The organism is Halobacterium sp. KA-6, assembly GCF_021029015.1.
In the GTDB taxonomy this organism is placed as follows: Archaea; Halobacteriota; Halobacteria; order Halobacteriales; family Halobacteriaceae; genus Halobacterium.
Genome location: NZ_JAJJZH010000004.1, coordinates 82,549 through 100,515, shown reverse-complemented (window position 1 = coordinate 100,515; position 17,967 = coordinate 82,549). Strand labels below are relative to the sequence as shown.

The 17,967-nt window shown below is 57.9% G+C and carries 17 protein-coding genes; 8 read left to right on the top strand and 9 right to left on the bottom strand.

Annotated features, from left to right (window positions below; translation table 11 throughout):
- Positions 1–334: 334 nt before the first annotated feature.
- The 3 genes from LPA46_RS19145 to LPA46_RS10265 all read left to right on the top strand — a co-directional run bounded on the left by LPA46_RS19145 (position 335) and on the right by LPA46_RS10265 (position 2,409).
- A complete protein-coding gene (locus LPA46_RS19145) occupies positions 335–778 on the top strand; it encodes a DUF7520 family protein (protein WP_442908236.1) in 444 nt (147 codons plus the stop codon).
- Positions 779–857: 79 nt separating this feature from the next.
- Complete coding sequence (locus LPA46_RS19140; RefSeq protein WP_442908235.1) at positions 858–1,043, top strand: DUF7333 family protein; 186 nt, start codon at positions 858–860, stop codon at positions 1,041–1,043.
- A 331-nt stretch (positions 1,044–1,374) separates the two neighbouring features.
- On the top strand, positions 1,375–2,409 hold the full coding sequence (locus tag LPA46_RS10265) for a CPBP family intramembrane glutamic endopeptidase (RefSeq protein ID WP_230892434.1): 1,035 nt from the start codon (positions 1,375–1,377) through the stop codon (positions 2,407–2,409).
- Between the two features lie 69 nt (positions 2,410–2,478).
- Here the strand turns inward: LPA46_RS10265 and LPA46_RS10260 are convergent, their stop codons facing one another.
- Positions 2,479–3,288, bottom strand: a complete 810-nt coding sequence (locus tag LPA46_RS10260) for an ABC transporter permease (RefSeq protein WP_230892433.1) — start codon at positions 3,286–3,288, stop codon at positions 2,479–2,481.
- Positions 3,281–4,051 carry an ABC transporter ATP-binding protein gene (locus LPA46_RS10255; protein WP_230892432.1) on the bottom strand — a complete coding sequence of 257 codons (771 nt, stop codon included), beginning with the start codon at positions 4,049–4,051 and terminating at the stop codon, positions 3,281–3,283. Before LPA46_RS10255 ends, LPA46_RS10260 begins: the two co-directional genes overlap by 8 nt.
- Before the next feature lie 78 nt (positions 4,052–4,129).
- Between LPA46_RS10255 and LPA46_RS10250 the strand changes: the two genes are divergently transcribed.
- A complete protein-coding gene (locus tag LPA46_RS10250; protein ID WP_230892431.1) occupies positions 4,130–6,079 on the top strand; it encodes a NosD domain-containing protein in 1,950 nt (649 codons plus the stop codon).
- Between the two features lie 227 nt (positions 6,080–6,306).
- Positions 6,307–7,374, top strand: coding sequence for an iron transporter (locus LPA46_RS10245; protein WP_269073670.1), 1,068 nt, complete (start codon positions 6,307–6,309; stop codon positions 7,372–7,374).
- An 18-nt stretch (positions 7,375–7,392) separates the two neighbouring features.
- Here the strand turns inward: LPA46_RS10245 and LPA46_RS10240 are convergent, their stop codons facing one another.
- The 6 genes from LPA46_RS10240 to LPA46_RS10215 form a co-directional block, all read right to left on the bottom strand.
- The gene (locus tag LPA46_RS10240; protein WP_230892429.1) at positions 7,393–7,824 is read right to left on the bottom strand and encodes a disulfide bond formation protein B; all 432 of its coding nucleotides are present in this window, start codon (positions 7,822–7,824) and stop codon (positions 7,393–7,395) included.
- A complete protein-coding gene (locus LPA46_RS10235) occupies positions 7,814–8,536 on the bottom strand; it encodes a DsbA family protein (RefSeq protein ID WP_230892428.1) in 723 nt (240 codons plus the stop codon). Before LPA46_RS10235 ends, LPA46_RS10240 begins: the two co-directional genes overlap by 11 nt.
- 98 nt (positions 8,537–8,634) lie before the next feature.
- Positions 8,635–8,955 (bottom strand): antibiotic biosynthesis monooxygenase family protein, encoded by a 321-nt coding sequence (locus LPA46_RS10230; protein ID WP_230892427.1) that lies wholly within the window; start codon positions 8,953–8,955, stop codon positions 8,635–8,637.
- Positions 8,956–9,081: 126 nt separating this feature from the next.
- Positions 9,082–10,740, bottom strand: a complete 1,659-nt coding sequence (locus LPA46_RS10225; RefSeq protein WP_230892426.1) for a sensor histidine kinase — start codon at positions 10,738–10,740, stop codon at positions 9,082–9,084.
- Positions 10,741–10,885: 145 nt separating this feature from the next.
- Positions 10,886–12,394: a hypothetical protein gene (locus LPA46_RS10220; protein WP_230892425.1), complete on the bottom strand. Its 1,509-nt coding sequence runs from the start codon at positions 12,392–12,394 to the stop codon at positions 10,886–10,888.
- Positions 12,375–12,563: a C2H2-type zinc finger protein gene (locus LPA46_RS10215; protein ID WP_230892424.1), complete on the bottom strand. Its 189-nt coding sequence runs from the start codon at positions 12,561–12,563 to the stop codon at positions 12,375–12,377. The genes LPA46_RS10220 and LPA46_RS10215 overlap by 20 nt, the downstream gene beginning before the upstream one ends.
- A 268-nt stretch (positions 12,564–12,831) precedes the next feature.
- Between LPA46_RS10215 and LPA46_RS10210 the strand changes: the two genes are divergently transcribed.
- The 3 genes from LPA46_RS10210 to LPA46_RS10200 all read left to right on the top strand — a co-directional run bounded on the left by LPA46_RS10210 (position 12,832) and on the right by LPA46_RS10200 (position 15,423).
- The gene (locus tag LPA46_RS10210) at positions 12,832–13,752 is read left to right on the top strand and encodes a metal-dependent hydrolase (protein ID WP_230892423.1); all 921 of its coding nucleotides are present in this window, start codon (positions 12,832–12,834) and stop codon (positions 13,750–13,752) included.
- 185 nt (positions 13,753–13,937) lie between these two features.
- A complete protein-coding gene (locus tag LPA46_RS10205; protein WP_230892422.1) occupies positions 13,938–14,840 on the top strand; it encodes a cation diffusion facilitator family transporter in 903 nt (300 codons plus the stop codon).
- A 127-nt stretch (positions 14,841–14,967) separates the two neighbouring features.
- A complete protein-coding gene (locus LPA46_RS10200) occupies positions 14,968–15,423 on the top strand; it encodes an OsmC family protein (RefSeq protein ID WP_230892421.1) in 456 nt (151 codons plus the stop codon).
- A 90-nt stretch (positions 15,424–15,513) separates the two neighbouring features.
- Here the strand turns inward: LPA46_RS10200 and LPA46_RS10195 are convergent, their stop codons facing one another.
- Entirely contained in the window at positions 15,514–17,874 is a 2,361-nt protein-coding gene (locus LPA46_RS10195; protein WP_230892420.1) for a DUF2298 domain-containing protein, read from the bottom strand.
- Between the last annotated feature and the right edge of the window lie 93 nt (positions 17,875–17,967).

Sequence of the window (17,967 nt, the reverse complement as noted above, 5' to 3'; positions counted from 1 at the left end):
GCAGACGTTTTTCCTTATAGCTCCGACCACAGGGATTCTTGCTGCTACCTGATCACTTAAACTAGGTTCTATTAGACTGCTTGGCTGGGCATTCGTCGGAGTTACAGGATTGATTACGGCAATTAAGAAAGGACAAAATGGCGGCAAACGGTTTAACGTAACCATCTGGCCACAAGAACGAACGGAAATTGCCGTCAGGGCCCTTGCGTATAATTGGGTGTTAATTCTCAATATAGCTATCGCACAGGTTACTTGAGCAGCAACTGGCAGTTTTGCATTTGGTGTATGACTTGCGTTTCTCGTCCCAATCTGGTTTCGCAAGCATATCCATTTCATGTTACGCTATCAACGTCTAAGAAGTCCTAATACCTGCTCTCAGTATCGAGAAGGGGGAAGGAGTTTCCGGAGATATGTCATCGAACGTTTAACTGAAACCGGGCTATTGTTGCATCTGGAACCCCACGATAGGTCTAGACAAATGGCAGACAGTCAGGTAACCAACGGGCGCGGAGTCGTTATGTGGATGTATCTCAGCGCGGTTGCCGTCGCGGGTATCTTCGGGTACGTGCTGGGAGTTATCATCTACGGGAATGGTGGGCCGTCGGGACCACTTACCGACGGTGGGCCAGCAGCACAGTACGGTAAAATCGGCCCAATTGTGTTCGAACTAAACCCGCCAAATTTGGCAATTTTCGGCTTAGTGGCAGTAGGTGGACTTCTCGGTCTCGGACTGCTCGCTATCTCGTATGCCAGCCGATACGACGACACTACCGTGTGACAACGACAGAACTACCAGTCGATATCAGTAGTCACCAACCCAGGTTAAGGACTGTGTCCGTCCAGTCCCAACGTGACGTGTGGAGTTCCACTTCCCGCGCTCGGTAGTCCCGCTCGTCGTGATCGTCGCCATCGCTGCGGTCGCACTGACGTCAGTGATGGCTGCCTCGACAGTCTTCTTGATGGTGCTACCTTCGATGATTGTCTTCTCGGTCTTGGCGTTCTTCCTCGGAATGAAACACGACGAATATCGTACAAGTTCGTAGTATTCCCGCTCAGTCGCGGATCATCTCAGAAGTGAGGTGTATATCTTACCCTGTTGATAGGCGGTTTCTCTGCGCCCGTCTTTGCAAGGGTCTTCAGCGATTCTCTCCGTACAACAGCAAAAACGGCTCGGTTTTCACTATTTCGAAACGAAGAGGTACATGTGGCCCTAACCATCGGCTATGAACGATAAATTCCTCATGATGGCGGTTCTTGTAGGGATCGTCTTCGCACTATTCCTCACAGGATTCGTCCTCCGACTCACCTAACTAAGAATGAGTGAAATGAATACTGAGCGGAAGTGCTGCCGGAAAACGTGGTAGCTCTCGTCTTATGAAACAACAGTACGCGCACTCAGTTGGGGTTGTACTTGCTGGGATCGGACTGGTTGGGACGTTCCTCTCGTGGCCTGCAACAACAGACTTCACGGTACAAGCTACTCGTGTGTCCGGAGTGGTCGCCGTACTGGCTTTCACTGTCCGACGTCACGGGCTTGCTCCGCCGTGGGTCGACACTGTCGCAACGGCGGCCACCGCTGGCCTGACGCTCGGAGCAGCGGCTGCGGTCCTCGAGCTCCAAACAGCAACAGTACTCGGACCGATTATCTCGCTGCTGGCTGGCTTCAGTGGGCTGGGAGCGGGTGGTGCTGCCATCACCAAATTGAACCAGTCAGCAGTCAAAATACGGGAGCGTCGAACTCTCCTCGCACTCGCCGTCTCCGCACTCGCGCTCGTCGTGGGGGGTCTCCTCAATAGTATTGCCGTCTCTCTTGTCCCCTCGACACCGGTGGTTCGCGTTTCAGTTTCCACTGCCGTCGCAAGTATCGCCTATGCGATAGTTGGCGTCGTGTTCATCAAATCTACCAACAGTAGTATCGACGTGAGCACGCTGACTCAGCGCGACCTTGTCGTGGCAGCAGGCGGGATACTCGCAATTTTCACTCTACATGCAATAATGGCCGCCACGGTTTCTGTATTCTCACTTCCACAAACATCCCACTCTCTCATCGAGGCAGCAAAAACGACTCCCGAAATCCTGCTTCCCCTAATCGTCCTTTCGTTCGTTGTTGTCGCACCAGGTGAAGAATTACTCGCGCGAAATGCCCTCCAGAAATACCTGTACGGTGCGTATTCACGCCGGAGTGCTGTTATCACCGCGTCGTTCGTGTTTGCTGCCAGCCACATCCTCGCGTACGGCGGTACGGGTACCACACCGGGTGCGATCCTCGTCACGCTCGCACGAGTCTTCGGTGTCGCGGTCGTACTCGGAGCTACCTACGAGCAGACAGACGACCTGTTCGCGCCGGTCGTCGTGCACGGCACGTACAACGCCGGCCAGTTCGCTGTCGCGTATCTCGCGTTCACCTAACCTTTTCTACAGTCGCTGTTTACTACGGCTGGATTGACGCGCCCTCGTCATCACTAAGCCGTTCGGCAATCACTCGATTCCGGTTAACGCCGCGGCGGTGAGCAGCGACAGGGACGTCCACACAGCCAGCGAGAACACGCTTGCAATCGGCGATGCCGCCCGAACCGTCATCGTCACTGCCGGTTCGACAGCATACGTCATCACAAGTCCACGGTACGCACTTACTGGACTGGCTGCGAGCGCTTCGCTTAGGCCTCGTTCGACGATCCAGCCTTGCCCGACCCCAGCAATCACCACGAGGTCAAAGCCGATGACGACCACGAGCAACAAGCCGACCGCGGACACGAGCCCACGACGGGCAGACCGAGCGACCGACGAAATCAATAGTGTGATGGCGAGAACAACGCCCGCGAATACCATCGTCACCGCGACGAACCGCGCGTAGTACACTGGCGAGTCTAATCCGCCTGATTGTGCGAGCACGTTCGGCGTGCCCCCCGAAAGTGGAACAACGAACCCTGCTGCGAGCAGCGTCGCAACGATAATCCCGAGTGCGACTGCGAGTCGGCCACAGTAGACGCCGAGCCCGTACCGAATGGGCGTTATCGGAAACGTATCGAGGACTTTCAGTTCGCCCCGTAACCGGTCGCCGAGAATCGCACGATATCCGAGCGCAACCACCAGCACCGGCACCAGGACCTCGGCCGGCGTGAGGAGCGCCAGCACGAGCGGTACGTAGCCGGCTTGCCCGCCGAGGGCTGCAATTGCCATGACGAGTGCGAAGAACCCGACGGCCAGCAGCCAGACTGACCGCGACCGCGCGAGTGCTCGCAACTCCCGTTCGAAGACCGCAGTGAACTGCTGGGTGGCGTCACTCATGGTCATCGCCTCCCTCGGCGGTGACCGTGCGACCGCTTACTGCTGTCTCAAACGCGTCCTCTAGGGTCTCCGCCTCCGTGTCTGCAAGCACTTCTTCTGGGGACCCCGCTGAGACGATGTTACCATTAGACATCACGAGAAGATAATCAGCGTCTGCTGCGCGCGACAGGTCGTGCGTCGTCAGCACGACGGCCTGGTCACGTTCGGTCAACCCCGCAATCACGTCGTATACGTGGCGGGTCATCTCCGGGTCGAGTCCACTCGTCGGTTCGTCGAGGACAACCAGTTCGGGTGACCCAAGGAGGCTCACTGCAATTCCCAGGAGGCGGCGCATACCTCCGGAGAGTGCGTCCGTTCGGCGGTCGGCCGCGGCTTCGAGGCCGACGCGAGCGAGTGCGGCATCGACGTCGGTCTCTCCGGCGAGCAGGGCGGCGTAGAACGCGACCGTCTCCCGGACCGTCGCCGACGGCTGGAACCGCGGGTCTTGGGGGAGATACCCGACGGGGCGCTCCCCACCGGCGTGGAGTGTGAGTTCGCCCGCCGTCGTACTCTCTACGCCCGTAACAAGTTCCGCGAGCGTCGTCTTCCCAGATCCATTCGGCCCGATAATCGCGGTGACTTCACCATCCGGAATCCAGAAGGAGAGACCGTTGAGAACATCGACGTCACCGAACGATTTCGAGAGTGCCGACGCTTCAACGACAGCCGAAGCCGCCGTCTCAGTATCGTCGTTATCGCGGACTGTCGCCCCACGATCACTCATTACGGATAGCGATTCCTGTGCCACTCGAAAAAATGTATTGCCCCATCATTCTTTGCGGCTCCCCACGTATCGCCGCCTATGGAATTCTGGCACGTGGCTGCTGTTGGCCTCCTCGTGTTCGCGGCGGTCGTCGGGCCATTCGCCGTGGGCGGTGGGAGCCAGCAGGCAGCTGCGGTTCCGATGTCAGATACGAAGTCAACGGGTGTTCCAGAAAGCGTCGTCGTCAGTGCCTACGAATCGACGATTGCGTTGCCGACTGGGCAAGTCTCGTTCTCCCAGTTCAAATTCACCGTTGGATACTACGGCATCACGTCGATGGTCGCAGGGCTGCAGGAGAGCACGGAGCGCGAATTCGGGCGGCCGATGACTGTGTACGTCTCGGATTTCTCCGGGACTGGCGTCTACGTCGGAGAAGATAAATTACTCAGAGCCCCGATGGACGCAGATACGGAGTGGATGCCGGCCAGTACGGCGTACTTCGTCGTCAACAGCACTGCCAGCATCCCTACTCGGAGGCAAGCGTTAGTCCCGTTCTCGAACCGGAGTGATGCCACGGCGTTCGCTCGACAGTACGGTGGTCGCGTCGAACAGTGGGACGCGGTCCAACAGCTAGCTATCGGCGCTGCGGGCCGCACCTCCGCTGAATGGGAGCGGACTAGTGATGCACGAAGCGCACGTGGGAACAGGACGGCCGCCCGTGCGCGGTCGCTCCTCGACCGCCCGATTTCGACCACCGTAGAATCAAACGAGTCGCTGACTGCAGCGATTCGGCGTGCCGCACCCAACACGACCATCCAGCTGGCAAGCGGGAATCACTCTGTCTCCAATGTCACGGTGGACAAACCCCTGACGATTCGTGGCGATGGGGTCAACCAGACGCGCATCATCGGGGACGAAAACCGCAGTGTCATCTACGTGAACGCATCACGCGTTGCGATTACGGATCTTTCGATGTCCGGCATCGGCACAGTGCGGACCCGCGACCGAGCGAACATTACGGGCGTTCCGGTCAGGAATGAGTCGTTCCGGGAACGCTACTGGACGACGCATGGCTACGGTGACGCAGGTATCGTCTTCAAGGAGTCCACCCGATCACTGGTCTCTGACGTTCACATACGGACACGCGCAAATGGTATTATCGCGCGGAATAGCCCGAATCTCACCGTGTCAAACCTCACGGTTCGGGGAACGCGAGACTGGGAGGATGGGTTCCTCGGGGTTTCGATTCTCGGCGCGCCCGCGCTCGTCCAGAACTCGACGTTTTACGGCGGGAAAGTCGGTGTGTTTGCCCACGACACGCAGTCGTTCACTGTTCGAGATTCCTCGATGGAGGGGATGATGATCGGCGTGTTCAGCGTGTTCGCTCAAGGAGCGTTCGCCGCTGACAACGATATCGAGGACACGTACGTCGGCGTTTACATCCACGACCGATCGAACCGAAACGTCGTGACAGGGAATACCGTCACAAACAGCAAGAACGGCGTCCTCGTCTTCGGGCGGTCGAGCTACGTCGCGGAGAATGTTGTGACGCATAACCAGCACGGCGTCGTCGTGCAAGGCCAATATTCAGTCTATGAGGAGAATGTCGCAGCGTTCAATCGGGTTGGGATTCGAGCGATGTCGTTGTTCCCGACGAACCGCGTCACCGACAACGACATCGCGTATAACCGACGGTACGCCGCGACAGCACGGTTCAACGTGTTGCACGTCTGGGAGGGGAACTACTGGCGGGGCGCACCCGGTATTGATACCGACGGTGACGGCTCACTTTCCCGGTCGTTCCGCGCGACAGGACCGGTCGGAATGGTCGCAGATGGGGGTGCTGGGGCACCGACGTTGGCACGAGCACCGGCACTCAAATTGATACGACAATTACAGCAGACGATGCCGGGGATTCGGTTCGGGGGCGTCGTGGATGAAGCCCCACGAGCAAGTCCGGTCCGTCCAGCTGTGTTGGCGCAGCTTGAAGACACCCAGCATCCGCCGGGGCAATTCGACGACGAAGACGAGTGGGATTACACATTCTAGCCGCCGAGATCACTCTGGTTTGATTAAGCTGGCACGTTACCCAACCGACCCCGCTGATGTTGCTGCTTCCTCGGGATCCAGCACATCCGGGCGCTCTATTCGCACGTTAACAACCACGAGTCAGGTGACCCGTGGAACTCTCGCTGCCTTTTTTCATATCAAGGGATGATAGCGACGGCCTAACGAAAATCGCAACACCTACTCAATCTCCAAGAGAATTACAATACATGGACCGGCGGCGGTTTCTGAAAACCACGAGTGGGCTGGTCGGCGTAGCTGGCGTCTCCGGGTGTCTTCAGCGACTCGGATTCGAGACACAGTCCGCGTGGCGAGATCCACCGCTCGTCGAAGACCGGCCAGACGGTGTCTACTATCCGGCGATTGTTGAGGGGATGGGCGTATACGAAACGACGACCGTCAATGGTATCGGCGTCGCGTTGATGCACTCGTTCCCCCACCGATTCTGGACGGTGACCGGGCCGAACAAAACAAAAGTCGTTGTCTCGTCGGACGACTCGCTGCATTTGATGGCGAGCGTCTGGGATGTCGAATCCGGGACGGTACTCCCGACCGCAGTCTCAGTGGATATTCAGAATGAGGAAGGGAATGTCTCGACGACGAATCTATGGTCGATGCTCTCCCCAAATATGGGGTTCCACTACGGGGATAACGTGGCACTATCGGGGAGCGGTGAGTATGAGGTGACAGTCCGGATTGCGCCCGTTCAGGCAGCACGGACCAGCCCGTTCAAGGGTCGGTTTACGGAGACGCGAACCGCGCAACTCCAGTTCACCTTTGAGCCGTCAGAAACGTATGACCTCCCGATCCGCCGTCTCGATGACAAGGCGGGCACCCGTGGGACAGTAGAACTGATGCAAATGGACGGCGTACCGGCCCCGGTCGCGCCACCGAAAGAACAGCTCCCCGGACGACTACTCGGCGAGGCGTCCGCTGACGATGCTGTGTTCTGCACGAGTCTGGTCGATGAAGAACGGCGATTCCCGGAGACAGACGGACCGTATCTCGTCGTCTCTCCCCGGACGCCCTATAACCGCGTTCTGCTCCCGGGAATGTCGCTCTCGATGGTAGTTGAGCGTGACGGAAAAGCGGTTCTGGAGACGGGACTGGACGGCACACTCGACCCTGATCTCGGCTACTACTACGGGACGACAGCTGCGGAAGTCGAGCGCGGCGATACCGTCACCGTTCGAATTGAGACACCACCACAGGTGTCTCGTCACGACGGCTACGAAACCGCATTCATGCAGATGTCCGCGGTCCAGTTTACCGTCTGAATGCGACGGGCAACTGCTTCACTCGCCTGAATGCTGATTAGAGGGCGTTTTCGCCAGAGGGAACGACAGAATAAGTGTAGTCAACAGTACGAACACGATTAACGAGAGATTCGGGATGGCCAACCCAAGTATCGGCGACTGCCACTGCACAACGGCGCAAGACCCTTCAAATGTACATGTTGTTGTCGTCACCTGAAGGAGTGAGTGATACGTGGCGATAATGACCCCGAGTACTGAGAGCGGTAATACAGTCCGCCAGACTCCGATCCGGGTTTCGAGCGTCGCCACGCCAAGGATGACTACTTGTGGATACATCAGGATGCGTTGATACCAACAGAAGTCACATGGAACTAATCCTAAACCAAGACTGAACCAGAGACTACCTGACGTGGCGATAGCAGCGACGAGTGTCGCTACACCGAGTATAATTCGGTCTTGGTCAGGAGCCATCGGCGAGGTCTTCGATGAGCGTTCGAACCCGTGACTCGTCGCTCAGAGGATTGACAGTCTCACCGTCGATGATGAGCGTGGGCGTCCCGGAGACGCTCGCCGCTGCTGCCGCTTCGCTCGTCTTCTGCACTGCGGGTTCGTACGTCTGTGCATCGAGTTGCTCTCGAACGCGGGCAAGGTTACGCACATCTGCGGATTCGGCGAACGAAACGAGTTTTTCGGTCGTTGCCCATGTTTCACTTTCCGGAGGTTGATTAGCGAAGACGTATTCGTGGTAGCGCCAGTACATCTCCGGATCTACGTTCCAGACTGCAAGACCAGCACGAGCAGCCCGAGAGGCATCGGCCCCGAGGAACGGCTTGTCGTCGACGTATGCGAGCGCGCGGAACTGAAGACTGATATCACCGCTCTCTACGTAGTCGGTGACCAGCTCTCCGAGGAGGCCTGTACTGAATTCCGCACAATACGGGCATTTCCAACTCCCGTAGTAGGTGACTGTGGAGGTGCTAGACCCTGTTGTCGCGTACGTGAACGAATCCGGTGAATCTGGAACAGGTGCATTAGCGACGTCCTCGTTTACCTTTGCTCCCGACGGCCCATCCGAACCACCGCTGCCGAGACATCCACTCAGAGCGACGATGCTACCCGTCGCGAGGACCTGTCGCCGTGACAACCGCGAGGACAGCGCCTCGGGGACGTAACGAGAGACCATCGTATCCAGTTATTCACTTCCCCGAAGCATGGTTGCTTCGATAAGGTATCATCGAACCGTCGGCACACTGGATTGCAGCGGTAAGTACAGGTAATACACTACGCAGGTGGGTCTGCGTCGTCACCGAATCCACTTCCATACGATTCGATAACTTCCGTGATGGTGACCTCGTAAGCGTCGTACCACTCCGTCCACCGCTGTTTCGCCTCTTTATGTTCTGAATATGCGCCAAACGTCTCAAGCGCGTCTAATGACTCCCAGTAGTACACGACGAGAACCTCCTCACTCTCGGGAGCGTGCCACGTCCGTTTGCCAAGATAGCCTTCCGTGTCCTCAGCAGCTTCTTGTATCGCGTCATTTAGCTCGTGGAACTCCTCGTCGTACTCCCCGGGGTCGAGGCGAAACGTAACCAGATACATCCCTGTGGTTTCGCCCTCCCCGCGAGTAAGACGGTTTCCCTTCAAGAGCGAGACTCGCACCCTCACCAAGCGGTTGATTTGCGAAGTAATAGATCAACAAACAAGGCGGTCCAATATTAGAACGCCTTAATTCTGGTTTGTTTGGGCTTCGACGCCGCGTATTTCAAATCTCGCTCCGCCGGTATCACTCTCTATCACCTGAATCTCCCACCCGTGTGCAGTCACAATTTCGGCGACGATTGCGAGTCCAAACCCGGTTCCCTCTTCGCGGGTCGTATATCCCGGATTAAACACGGACTCACGATTCTCTATCGGTATGCCGGGGCCGTTATCGGAAACGTAGAATCCTGACTCGTCAGCAAGCGCTCCGACAGTAACCGTCACGGCCGGACCGGCGTGGTCGATAGCGTTCCGGAAGAGATTCTCGAACAGGCGTTGTAGCCGCGCCTCATCTGCTTTAAACGTTAACTCCTCAGCAATCCGTAGTTCAGCACTGTGTGTCTCAACCATCTCCCAACACTCACGGGCGACCGACGAGAGCAACACTGCATCCCACTGTTCGACAGGTTCCCCATCACGGGCAAGTCCGAGAATTTGGGCAATCAGTTCGTCCATCCGGGTTAACGCCCGCTCAACAGCCGCTGCGTTATCATTCTCTGCTACTCCGTCGATCTCTTCGCGCAGTAGCTCAAAGCGACCTTGGGCGACGTTGAGTGGATTGCGAAGGTCGTGACTCACCAAGCTGGCGAACTGCTCAAGGCGTTCATTCTGTCGCTCTATCTCCTCGCGGGACCGCTCGCGGTCTGTTACATCCGTGAATACGATTGTTCGACCAAGCCCGGCGTTCGCCGTCCCATAGGGGGTGCCGGTAACGTGGTAATAATGTGTTTCTCCGTGGTGCTGGAGCTTCAGAATCGGGTCGTCACTGTCGAGGCAGTCTGCTATCTGTGGGAGTGTGGTATCCAGCTGGGCGCTTTCTGCATCGGCAAGGTTCGGGAAGGCGGTTCGGGCAGCGCGGTTCGTGTCTCGAATGTAGTTGTCTGCATCAACCGCGATGATGGGAGCGTCCCGTTCGGCGGCGAGTTGGACTGCGTCGAATCGGTCGATGTAGACGAATGTGACTCCAACAGCGAAGATTGCCACCCCAAGGGGCTCGTAGGTGATGTCGATGAGGTATGGCGTCGTGTAGCCCATCAGATTGAACACGACGGGGAGGCCGGTGATGGCGACGAGCGCGAAGAGGGGTCGTGTGTTGAGGTCAATCTCGGTGAACAGTTCGAGTAGCATGAAGTAGCCGACGAACGCAAGCGCGTATGACAGCCCCATCGCCGTCCAGTGAAGTGGCCCGGTGTACACGGACAGATGTGGGAATGGCGTGGCGATGACCGTCGCGGTGAAGTATTCGTGGTGGAGCGGATTCGTGACTTTCACTGCGACAAGTGTGAGATAGACAGCGATGGCGAGACGGCGATACGTCGGGTTCCGGTGGTAGTTTCGGCCAGTGTACGCAGAACAGAAGTACAGCCATGCGCCGACGGCAGCGAGGCCAACTACCAAGCCGAGAAGATACCATCCGGTCTTCATTTGTGTTGTTGGGGAGAGGAGAAATCCAACGTGAGCGGTTGCCCAGCCACCACTGGTCAAGAGGAGTGCCCGCAACCCGCGACGGGTATCGGAGTCAGTGATACGCTGAAGGCGTACAAGGCTTGCAAAACAGGCCAGAGCAGCTACGAGGAACGTTATAACGTAAAGCAGGAAAATTGGGGACACCTGCAAAACAGTCATAATCTGCCTAATGGGTAGAAGATGTTTACTCTACCGACATCACCCACGGAGCGGCTGTTTCTCCACAAATCAACTCAGGAGGATTCGCAGCGATGTGGTAGATAAGACCCGATTTTCGTGTGCGTCCGGACGCAACCGACGGCGTCTATCCGAGATACGGTGGTGTTGCGCCGGGGAGTGAGAGAATCCAGAGGCTGATGATAGTATATCCAATCATCACGAGAATGAACGGGTACTGGCTCCGGATCGCAACAAGTCGGCTTGGGAAGAGATCGTAAGCGGACGCGTGCGCTTCCCAGATGGCGAGCAAGTGACCGACAAGTACGAATCCGATACTAAGGCCGGTGAACCAGCCAGGTGGTGCGAGCACCAGTGGATTTGCAGGTGGCGTAAGCGGGGAAACAGCGGCCATCGTGAGCGCAGGACTTAATGAGACGACTAGGCCAGCGTAGTGAGCAAGATGATAGCCGGCAGCAATAGCCAGAAGCGGCGGTGCAAATCGTATTGCGATTGAGCGGCCGGTAACGTACGTGTTTGTCAGTCGCCGAGCGGCTGTGCCAGCGTACCAGTACGCCGCGAGGAACACGACGTAACCTGTAACGAAGAGAATCGTATAGGCGAGTACAGCGACGGGGACAGTGGGAAGCACTTCACCAAGTGGGGACTCCACGACAGTCGTGATAGTCTGCGCACCGGCGGTCGTCGTGATGAATCCACTGTACGTGAGTTCCCAAACGAGGGCGATAATGAAGGCGACGTCAGATTCGTCGGTCACGATGTCCGAGTCTGCAAGGTCGTTCCCCGGGAGCGACACCTCAAATGATCCGTCGCGTACCTGAATCGGTGCGACCGCCCCGTAGAACCGGAACAAAACGGCCAGTGGGTCAGCGTGCTCGAACCAGGCGTCAGAGCCGAAGACGATTGCCCCGGTTACTGTGTACAGCGAATAGCCGAGGATAGCTGTCGCCAGCACTCGTGGGACGGTGCTGACGGGGAAGATGACTTCCGCCCAGACGAGCGCGAGGACGCCCACGACAGCTGGCCAGCGAGCGAACGAGTCGGGATACTCGATGAAACGAATCGGAAGGAACGTCGTGAGAGCACGCCATGGGTTAATCGCGGACCACGGATTCCCGATGAGATACGCGATAACCGGGAGTCCACCGCGTACACCGACGAACGTTACGAGAACTGTGAGACTCGCAGCCGGGAGTTGCGGGCCAGTGTATCCCACGTAGACGATGAAACCGAGGGTAGTTAGAGCCAGCAGCCGGCCGAATCTAGCCGCCCAACGGCGGATAGTTGGGACACCGGGAAGGCGGACGGACCATGAGTGGAGCGCGTAGATGAATGCCCGATCGGTGACGAAACTAGCGAGAAGTGCCGACGCGCCGATCGTAGCACCCCCCGTCGCCAGATACAACCACCGAGGGATAGCTAGCGTTTCCCGTGGCTGCTTGGAGAGCGTCATCCCGTTCGAGGCCGCAACCACGTCTATGAGCGCTGCCAGCACTACTGTCCAGACCAGCGCTTGGGTTCCGACTCGGAGGCTGTACGACCTCACTGTGCCCAGAATCGTATGTATTGTGTTGTCATTTTCAGCGTCTCGCTCGTCGGCCGACGCTTCCCCAGCGTTAGATGGCGAAGGTGGCATAGAGGAAGAGGAAGCCGAAGTATAGGGCGACGATGCAGGCGAGCGCCCGCAGCCGGAACGAACTTAGTGCATCTTGTTCGTCTGCTCGTGCATCGTGGAAGGCGGTTCGTTCTGCTTCACCGATGTCAGACCAGTGTTCGAGACCTCGATGAAGGGTGAGGCGTTCCACAGTCGGGAAGGGCTCACCGCAGTATTGGCAGACTTCGGACGAGTCGTTCGGCGGGACTGTAGTTTGAACAGTTGTCATAGCCCTTAGCCAGTTATCTCATACTATTGTCCAGCGGTTTGAAACGGTTCTGGTTCCACGTTTGCGGCTAGGAGCTACGTTTTCGGGTCTTAAGAATCCACAATCGCTTCGGCGGCAAGTTCAGTTCTGAAATAATTCGTGTGTTCCCGTGTCACACGCCACTTATTGCTATCAGCGAAGTAGTAGCCCCATGTTCGTCGGGCACGGCCTCGGAGCGTTTGCCCTCGTTGCGTTTCTAGCGACGGTGGCGGGCTGTCGCCGTGAGCGAGCGATACAGTTGGGCGTCGTCGCCGGACTGTTCGCATTCGTCCCCGACGTGGATATCGTGTACGCACCCATCGGATTGCTCGTACGGTCGGTCCAAACTGTGTCGCCTGATGTGTTCTGGGGGACTGCGAATACGATTCATCGCGGAGCCACACACTCGCTCGTTATCGGTGCGATTCTCGCTGCCGCGGTCGCAGCATGGAATGTTCCGGCGCGCGTCAGCCGAATTGCTGCTGTCGGCGGCTTCCTGTCCATCATCGCTATCGGAGCTGTCATCGATGGCCTCGTGAACGCTGGGGTGTTAGTCGTGTACGTAGCTACAGGGCTCGCAATCGGAGAGTGGGCACGTCGGAAGGGAAGCTCGACGGGCTGGCTGTTTGGAGCGGCTCTAATCGGCCTGGTATCGCATCCATTCGGAGACCTATTCACGGGCGGTCCTGCCGACTTTCTCTATCCATTCGACATCGTGCTGGTGACCAGTCGGATTGCGTTGCATCCGGACCCGACAGTGCACTTGCTGGCCGCGTTCCTCCTCGAACTCGGGACGATTTGGCTAGCGATAGTCGCGTACACGCGGTTACAGCGGATTCCAATCCGCGGGTTGCTTCGCCCGCGTGCCGTGGCCGGAAGCGGGTACGCGGCTGCTGTCCTCGTGATTCCTACGCCGACGATTCATACGGCTCCACCCTTCGTCTTCAGTATTCTTGCGCTCGCTATCGTCGGAGTTGGGATTCCGGCCCGACCCTTCGCTCGACACAGACGCGGTGAAACGCTCGTGACAGGGCTCGCCGCAGTCACAGTTGGGGCCATCGCGTACGCAGCGGCTTACAGTACGCTCGGATGAAACAACGTCTCGTTGCCGGCGGCACTAACTGCTGGTGCCCCAACGCAACCATCATTCTGATCACGGTGTTCCCAACCGGGTGTCCTATGGTATTGGGTGTGCGGGGAATATCACTACTACCGGAGTACGGATTGCCCTCCGTCGGTGGGATTGAAGGCGTTCCGGAATCTCGCACGAGATATAGTATGGATTCCAAGGGCCACAGTCACGGGCACGGCGAGGATGCCAGTGTTCGTACTCTCGGCGCGGTAGCAGCTATCAATCTCGCCGGCTTCGTTATTGAACTCCTGGGGGGTTTGGCGTTCGGATCCGTCGCGCTCGTCGGGGACGCGTTCCACATGCTCTTCGACTCGCTGGCGTACGTGATGGCTCTCGTCGCGGCCTATATGGGAACCAAATCCGAACCCGGCGAATACTGGAGTTATGGCCTGAGACGCGTCGAGCCGTTCGCAGCGTTCCTGAACGGCGTGTTACTCGTTCCGATGGTGATATTCCTGGTCTGGGAGTCCTACCAGCGCTACCTCTCACCAGTAGACATCAACCCTCGGATGACTATCCTCCTCGCAACTGGAGGTCTGGTCGTGAATCTCGCGTCCGTGTACGTCGTCCAGGGCGGTGAAATGTCGCTGAACGAACGTGGCGCGTTCTATCACCTCCTCGGGGATGCAGGCGCATCAATCGCTGTCATCGTCTCGATGCTGTTCGTGGAGTTCGGCGGTTACTACATCGCGGACCCGATTACGGCGGTGCTCATCGCTGTTATCATCATTTGGTCGGCGATCAAACTGCTCCGGGAGAGTGGCGCTATTTTCTTCCAGCGCAGCCCGATATCAGTCGAGGACCTCGAAGTACGCATCGAAGCCCTCGACGACGTGACTGCGGTTTCGGACGTCCACGTCTGGTCGCTGTCCAGTAGACTCGACGTGGCGACAGTTCACGTTACCAGTGATGTCGAAACTGTTGAGGAGCGTGATGAGCTCAAGCGAGCGATCACGGAACTGCTCCACGATGAATTCGACATCAATCATGTTACCGTCGATATTCTCAGTGAGTATTCGTACGCTCGCCCAACCGAACATGGCGACTGATTACTATCCGCCGAAACATTCCCCAGCTGAATGTCGGTTCGGTCGAACGCTCACGGGGCGAACGTCAACTTGATCTGTCCGACGCTGGCCCGAAGATACAACGACGAAACAACCAAACAAGCCTGATATGAATGACCGGCTTGATGAGATGGAGATGCCAGGGCGTCAGGCACGGCTGCTGACTGAAGACGGCGTATCGGGCCGAGTTGAACTGAGTGAGTACGTCTGGCACTACGATGAACCGCCGGAGAAAGGTGGTTCGTCGACAGCACCGACCCCGGTCGATCACCTCCTCGGGTCGTTGAGCGCGTGTTTTGCCGTAACGCTTCGCACGGAAGCCTCGAAACACGACTTCGATTTCAACCACTTAGACATTACCGGAAACGCCCGGCCTGAGACCGGATTCGTCGAGGAGATTTACCTCGCTATACAGATTGCTACTAAGCAGCCCGCCGATCAGATAGAGACAGTACTCACGCATACGGAACGTTCCTGTAACATTCTCAAACTGATTCGAGAGGACGTGCCAGTCACTATCGAGTTCGAACAAGTGCAGGTGAACGCCGCGGACGGGAGCGAGTAATCGAAGAGGAGGCCTGGGACATCGGGACTACTTCGACACCATCGGTACCAGCGGATTCATGTCACTGTTGCTTGCGGTAGAGTACGTACGTCATCCGTCGGGGAGAACAGTCTGATTTACCGCGTAGATCGTCACCTTGTCGTTGCTGAAGGCGACCGAGAGAGATGACCGGCTGAAGGAACGAAGATCCTCTCCATACCGTTCCCGTTCATTTGGGCTGACGTAGATGTACTGGACATCGTACCGGTCAAGGTTTTTTGCGGCTGTCAGCCAAGTGCCGGTGTATATTTCTCGGACATCGTCAACCCGTCGGTTATACGCAGTGAAGCCCCGATACTCGGCTTGATGATCCCATCCGACGACAGTCGGCAATCCGGTGAAGACCGATGCAGGGCTAGTAAACTGATAGGAATCGTCGGTTGCTTCGACGATGGTCGGCGTCCCGGGGCGGTTGTCAAGCCAGTGGATGGCTTCGGCCTGGGCCGGTTTCCACTGCTCAAGGCTGTCCAGCCCATCGAGTGTCGGCTGCCATGACCCCTCCGCGACTTCGCCGCCGATTTCCTGACCGACAACCATCGTCGGGAAGACTAGGCCAGATACCAGCGCGAGGACAACAACAACGACGGCGAAGGTAGCACCGAGAGACAAGCCATCGGTATCCGCGGATTCACCGGAGCCATCCACTGGGGGCTGGTCAGAAGAGATCCGATCGCTAGCCCGCGAGATGATTGTGGCAGCCGCTGCACCCGCACCCGCGGCACCGAGGATCCAACCTTGAACGGAGACCTTCATGGCGGTATTCCACCGCGCAAGATCTGTGGCCGGGAGTCGGGCGTACACGACCTCATAGGACAGTAACAGCCCCAATCCGGCGACAATCAGGACTAGCGCAAAGTCGTCGCTACCGGTTCGCAACAGCAGCCAGGCCCCGACGAGGATCGGACCAATAATCGCGAGCACGGCGAAGTCGAAGAATATGGTCGTCGTGGCCATAGCCGCAAAGAGGACCACTGCACCCGCTGCTAAGACGCCGCGGCGATACTGCCGCAACCGCGGCCAGTATTGCAGCGCCACGTACGTAGCAACTACGGACAGCAGGCCGAGGTAGATGACTAGAAACGGACCGAGCGCGCTACGTGGCGGCAGGAAGCCGATACCGTTATTTCGTGGAACTTGGCCAAAGACGAGAAACGGCGAAGCGATAGCGACGCCGGTTAGAATTACCCCGACGCCGACGGCGCCTGCCAAGACCAGCCGCCACACTTCGCTGAAGACCCGAAACACTCTCTCTCGACGACCCTTCCAAGGCTGGAGAACATCGCTGACCGCCGAGGGCAATAGAGTTGCCGGATGTGGGTCGGCCGCTGCGACCGCAAGAACAGCGAGGCCGCCCGCCGTCGGCAGCGACCACGTGTTCATGAAACCAAAGACGCCAGCAACGGAGCCGAGGCCACCGAAGAGGATGGCTGCGCGCCGGAGCCGCGCCTCCTTGGGCGTCCGGTAGTAGGCATAGGCTAAGGCCGCAGCAAAGAGCACGTAGCCCGTCGACTGGGTGTGTCCGTGGAGTTCTCCTTTGACGAAGGAGTAAAGCGGAACCTCCTGGATGGTGCCAGGGACCACGTAACGGGTGTACCACCACGACCAGTCTAATGGATTCGCGATCTCGGATACGGTCTTGGTCAGGTTGCCGCCGTAAAATCGTGCGGCGACGAATCCAAAGGCGCCCTGTGCGACGGGTCCTTGGATACCGTTGGGGAGGTACGGCGTAAGGAGACGGATCGGCGTTGTCATCGGCCCCGCAAAGGCGACGAAGACGGCACCAAGCGTGCCGCCGAGACGGTAGGAGTACCCCCGAATATGGACGATGTCCGCAACTAGTCCGTAGGCGGCGACAAAGAGGACACCGTAGAACGTCGCGATGCCGAGATTGAATCCGTAGCGCAAAGGCGTCGCCGACAACATCGACCAGCTAGTGACCTGCAGCTGCGTCCCGTAGTAGTACCGGAGGGATTTCCCGGCAAACCAGAAGTCCTCCGGCGGCAGTGACGGTGCCCGCTCCAGGGCGTTGACGAGCCCAAAGTGAAGGAACTGCTCGCCGCCGGCGGGCGTGATCGAAGGACTGGACGCCCTGAAAACAACCATAATCCCGAAGCCAACGACGAAGACGCCATACATCCGCGCGACAGCCCGCCAATCGGGCTGTCCGCCGAGACGATAGGCAAGGGACGCTCCGCCAGCGATGATAACAACCGATAGCAGGATGGTGTTGATTCCGAACGTGAACTGACCGACCCAGAAAACCAGTATCGCAAAGGGGATCAGCGCTGCCGGAAGTGCAAAGGCCGCTCCTCTCCGGGGTAGCGATCGGAAGGCCAAGACCGCCAGGGGTGCCCCGAGGGTGGTGAGCACCGCCATGATGAGTAACCAAGACACCAGCACCAGGAATTCCATCACCGTGAACCACCGCGCCCGCGTCTAAGTGCTTTTTGAACCGGCACTGGGCTACTGGACTATTATCCGAGTTTTGTCGAATATGTCCGGCTA

Bases quoted from the DNA above. Each gene is read 5' to 3' on its own strand.
- LPA46_RS19145 (WP_442908236.1), top strand. From the start codon at position 335: ATGTTACGCTATCAACGTCTAAGAAGTCCTAATACCTGCTCTCAGTAT.
- LPA46_RS10230 (WP_230892427.1), bottom strand. From the start codon at position 8,955: ATGTATCTGGTTACGTTTCGCCTCGACCCCGGGGAGTACGACGAGGAG.
- LPA46_RS10240 (WP_230892429.1), bottom strand. From the start codon at position 7,824: ATGGCTCCTGACCAAGACCGAATTATACTCGGTGTAGCGACACTCGTC.
- LPA46_RS10250 (WP_230892431.1), top strand. From the start codon at position 4,130: ATGGAATTCTGGCACGTGGCTGCTGTTGGCCTCCTCGTGTTCGCGGCG.
- LPA46_RS10220 (WP_230892425.1), bottom strand. From the start codon at position 12,394: ATGCCACCTTCGCCATCTAACGCTGGGGAAGCGTCGGCCGACGAGCGA.
- LPA46_RS10235 (WP_230892428.1), bottom strand. From the start codon at position 8,536: ATGGTCTCTCGTTACGTCCCCGAGGCGCTGTCCTCGCGGTTGTCACGG.
- LPA46_RS10265 (WP_230892434.1), top strand. From the start codon at position 1,375: ATGAAACAACAGTACGCGCACTCAGTTGGGGTTGTACTTGCTGGGATC.
- LPA46_RS10225 (WP_230892426.1), bottom strand. From the start codon at position 10,740: ATGACTGTTTTGCAGGTGTCCCCAATTTTCCTGCTTTACGTTATAACG.
- LPA46_RS10260 (WP_230892433.1), bottom strand. From the start codon at position 3,288: ATGAGTGACGCCACCCAGCAGTTCACTGCGGTCTTCGAACGGGAGTTG.
- LPA46_RS10245 (WP_269073670.1), top strand. From the start codon at position 6,307: ATGGACCGGCGGCGGTTTCTGAAAACCACGAGTGGGCTGGTCGGCGTA.
- LPA46_RS10255 (WP_230892432.1), bottom strand. From the start codon at position 4,051: ATGAGTGATCGTGGGGCGACAGTCCGCGATAACGACGATACTGAGACG.
- LPA46_RS10210 (WP_230892423.1), top strand. From the start codon at position 12,832: ATGTTCGTCGGGCACGGCCTCGGAGCGTTTGCCCTCGTTGCGTTTCTA.
- LPA46_RS10200 (WP_230892421.1), top strand. From the start codon at position 14,968: ATGAATGACCGGCTTGATGAGATGGAGATGCCAGGGCGTCAGGCACGG.
- LPA46_RS10195 (WP_230892420.1), bottom strand. From the start codon at position 17,874: ATGGAATTCCTGGTGCTGGTGTCTTGGTTACTCATCATGGCGGTGCTC.
- LPA46_RS10205 (WP_230892422.1), top strand. From the start codon at position 13,938: ATGGATTCCAAGGGCCACAGTCACGGGCACGGCGAGGATGCCAGTGTT.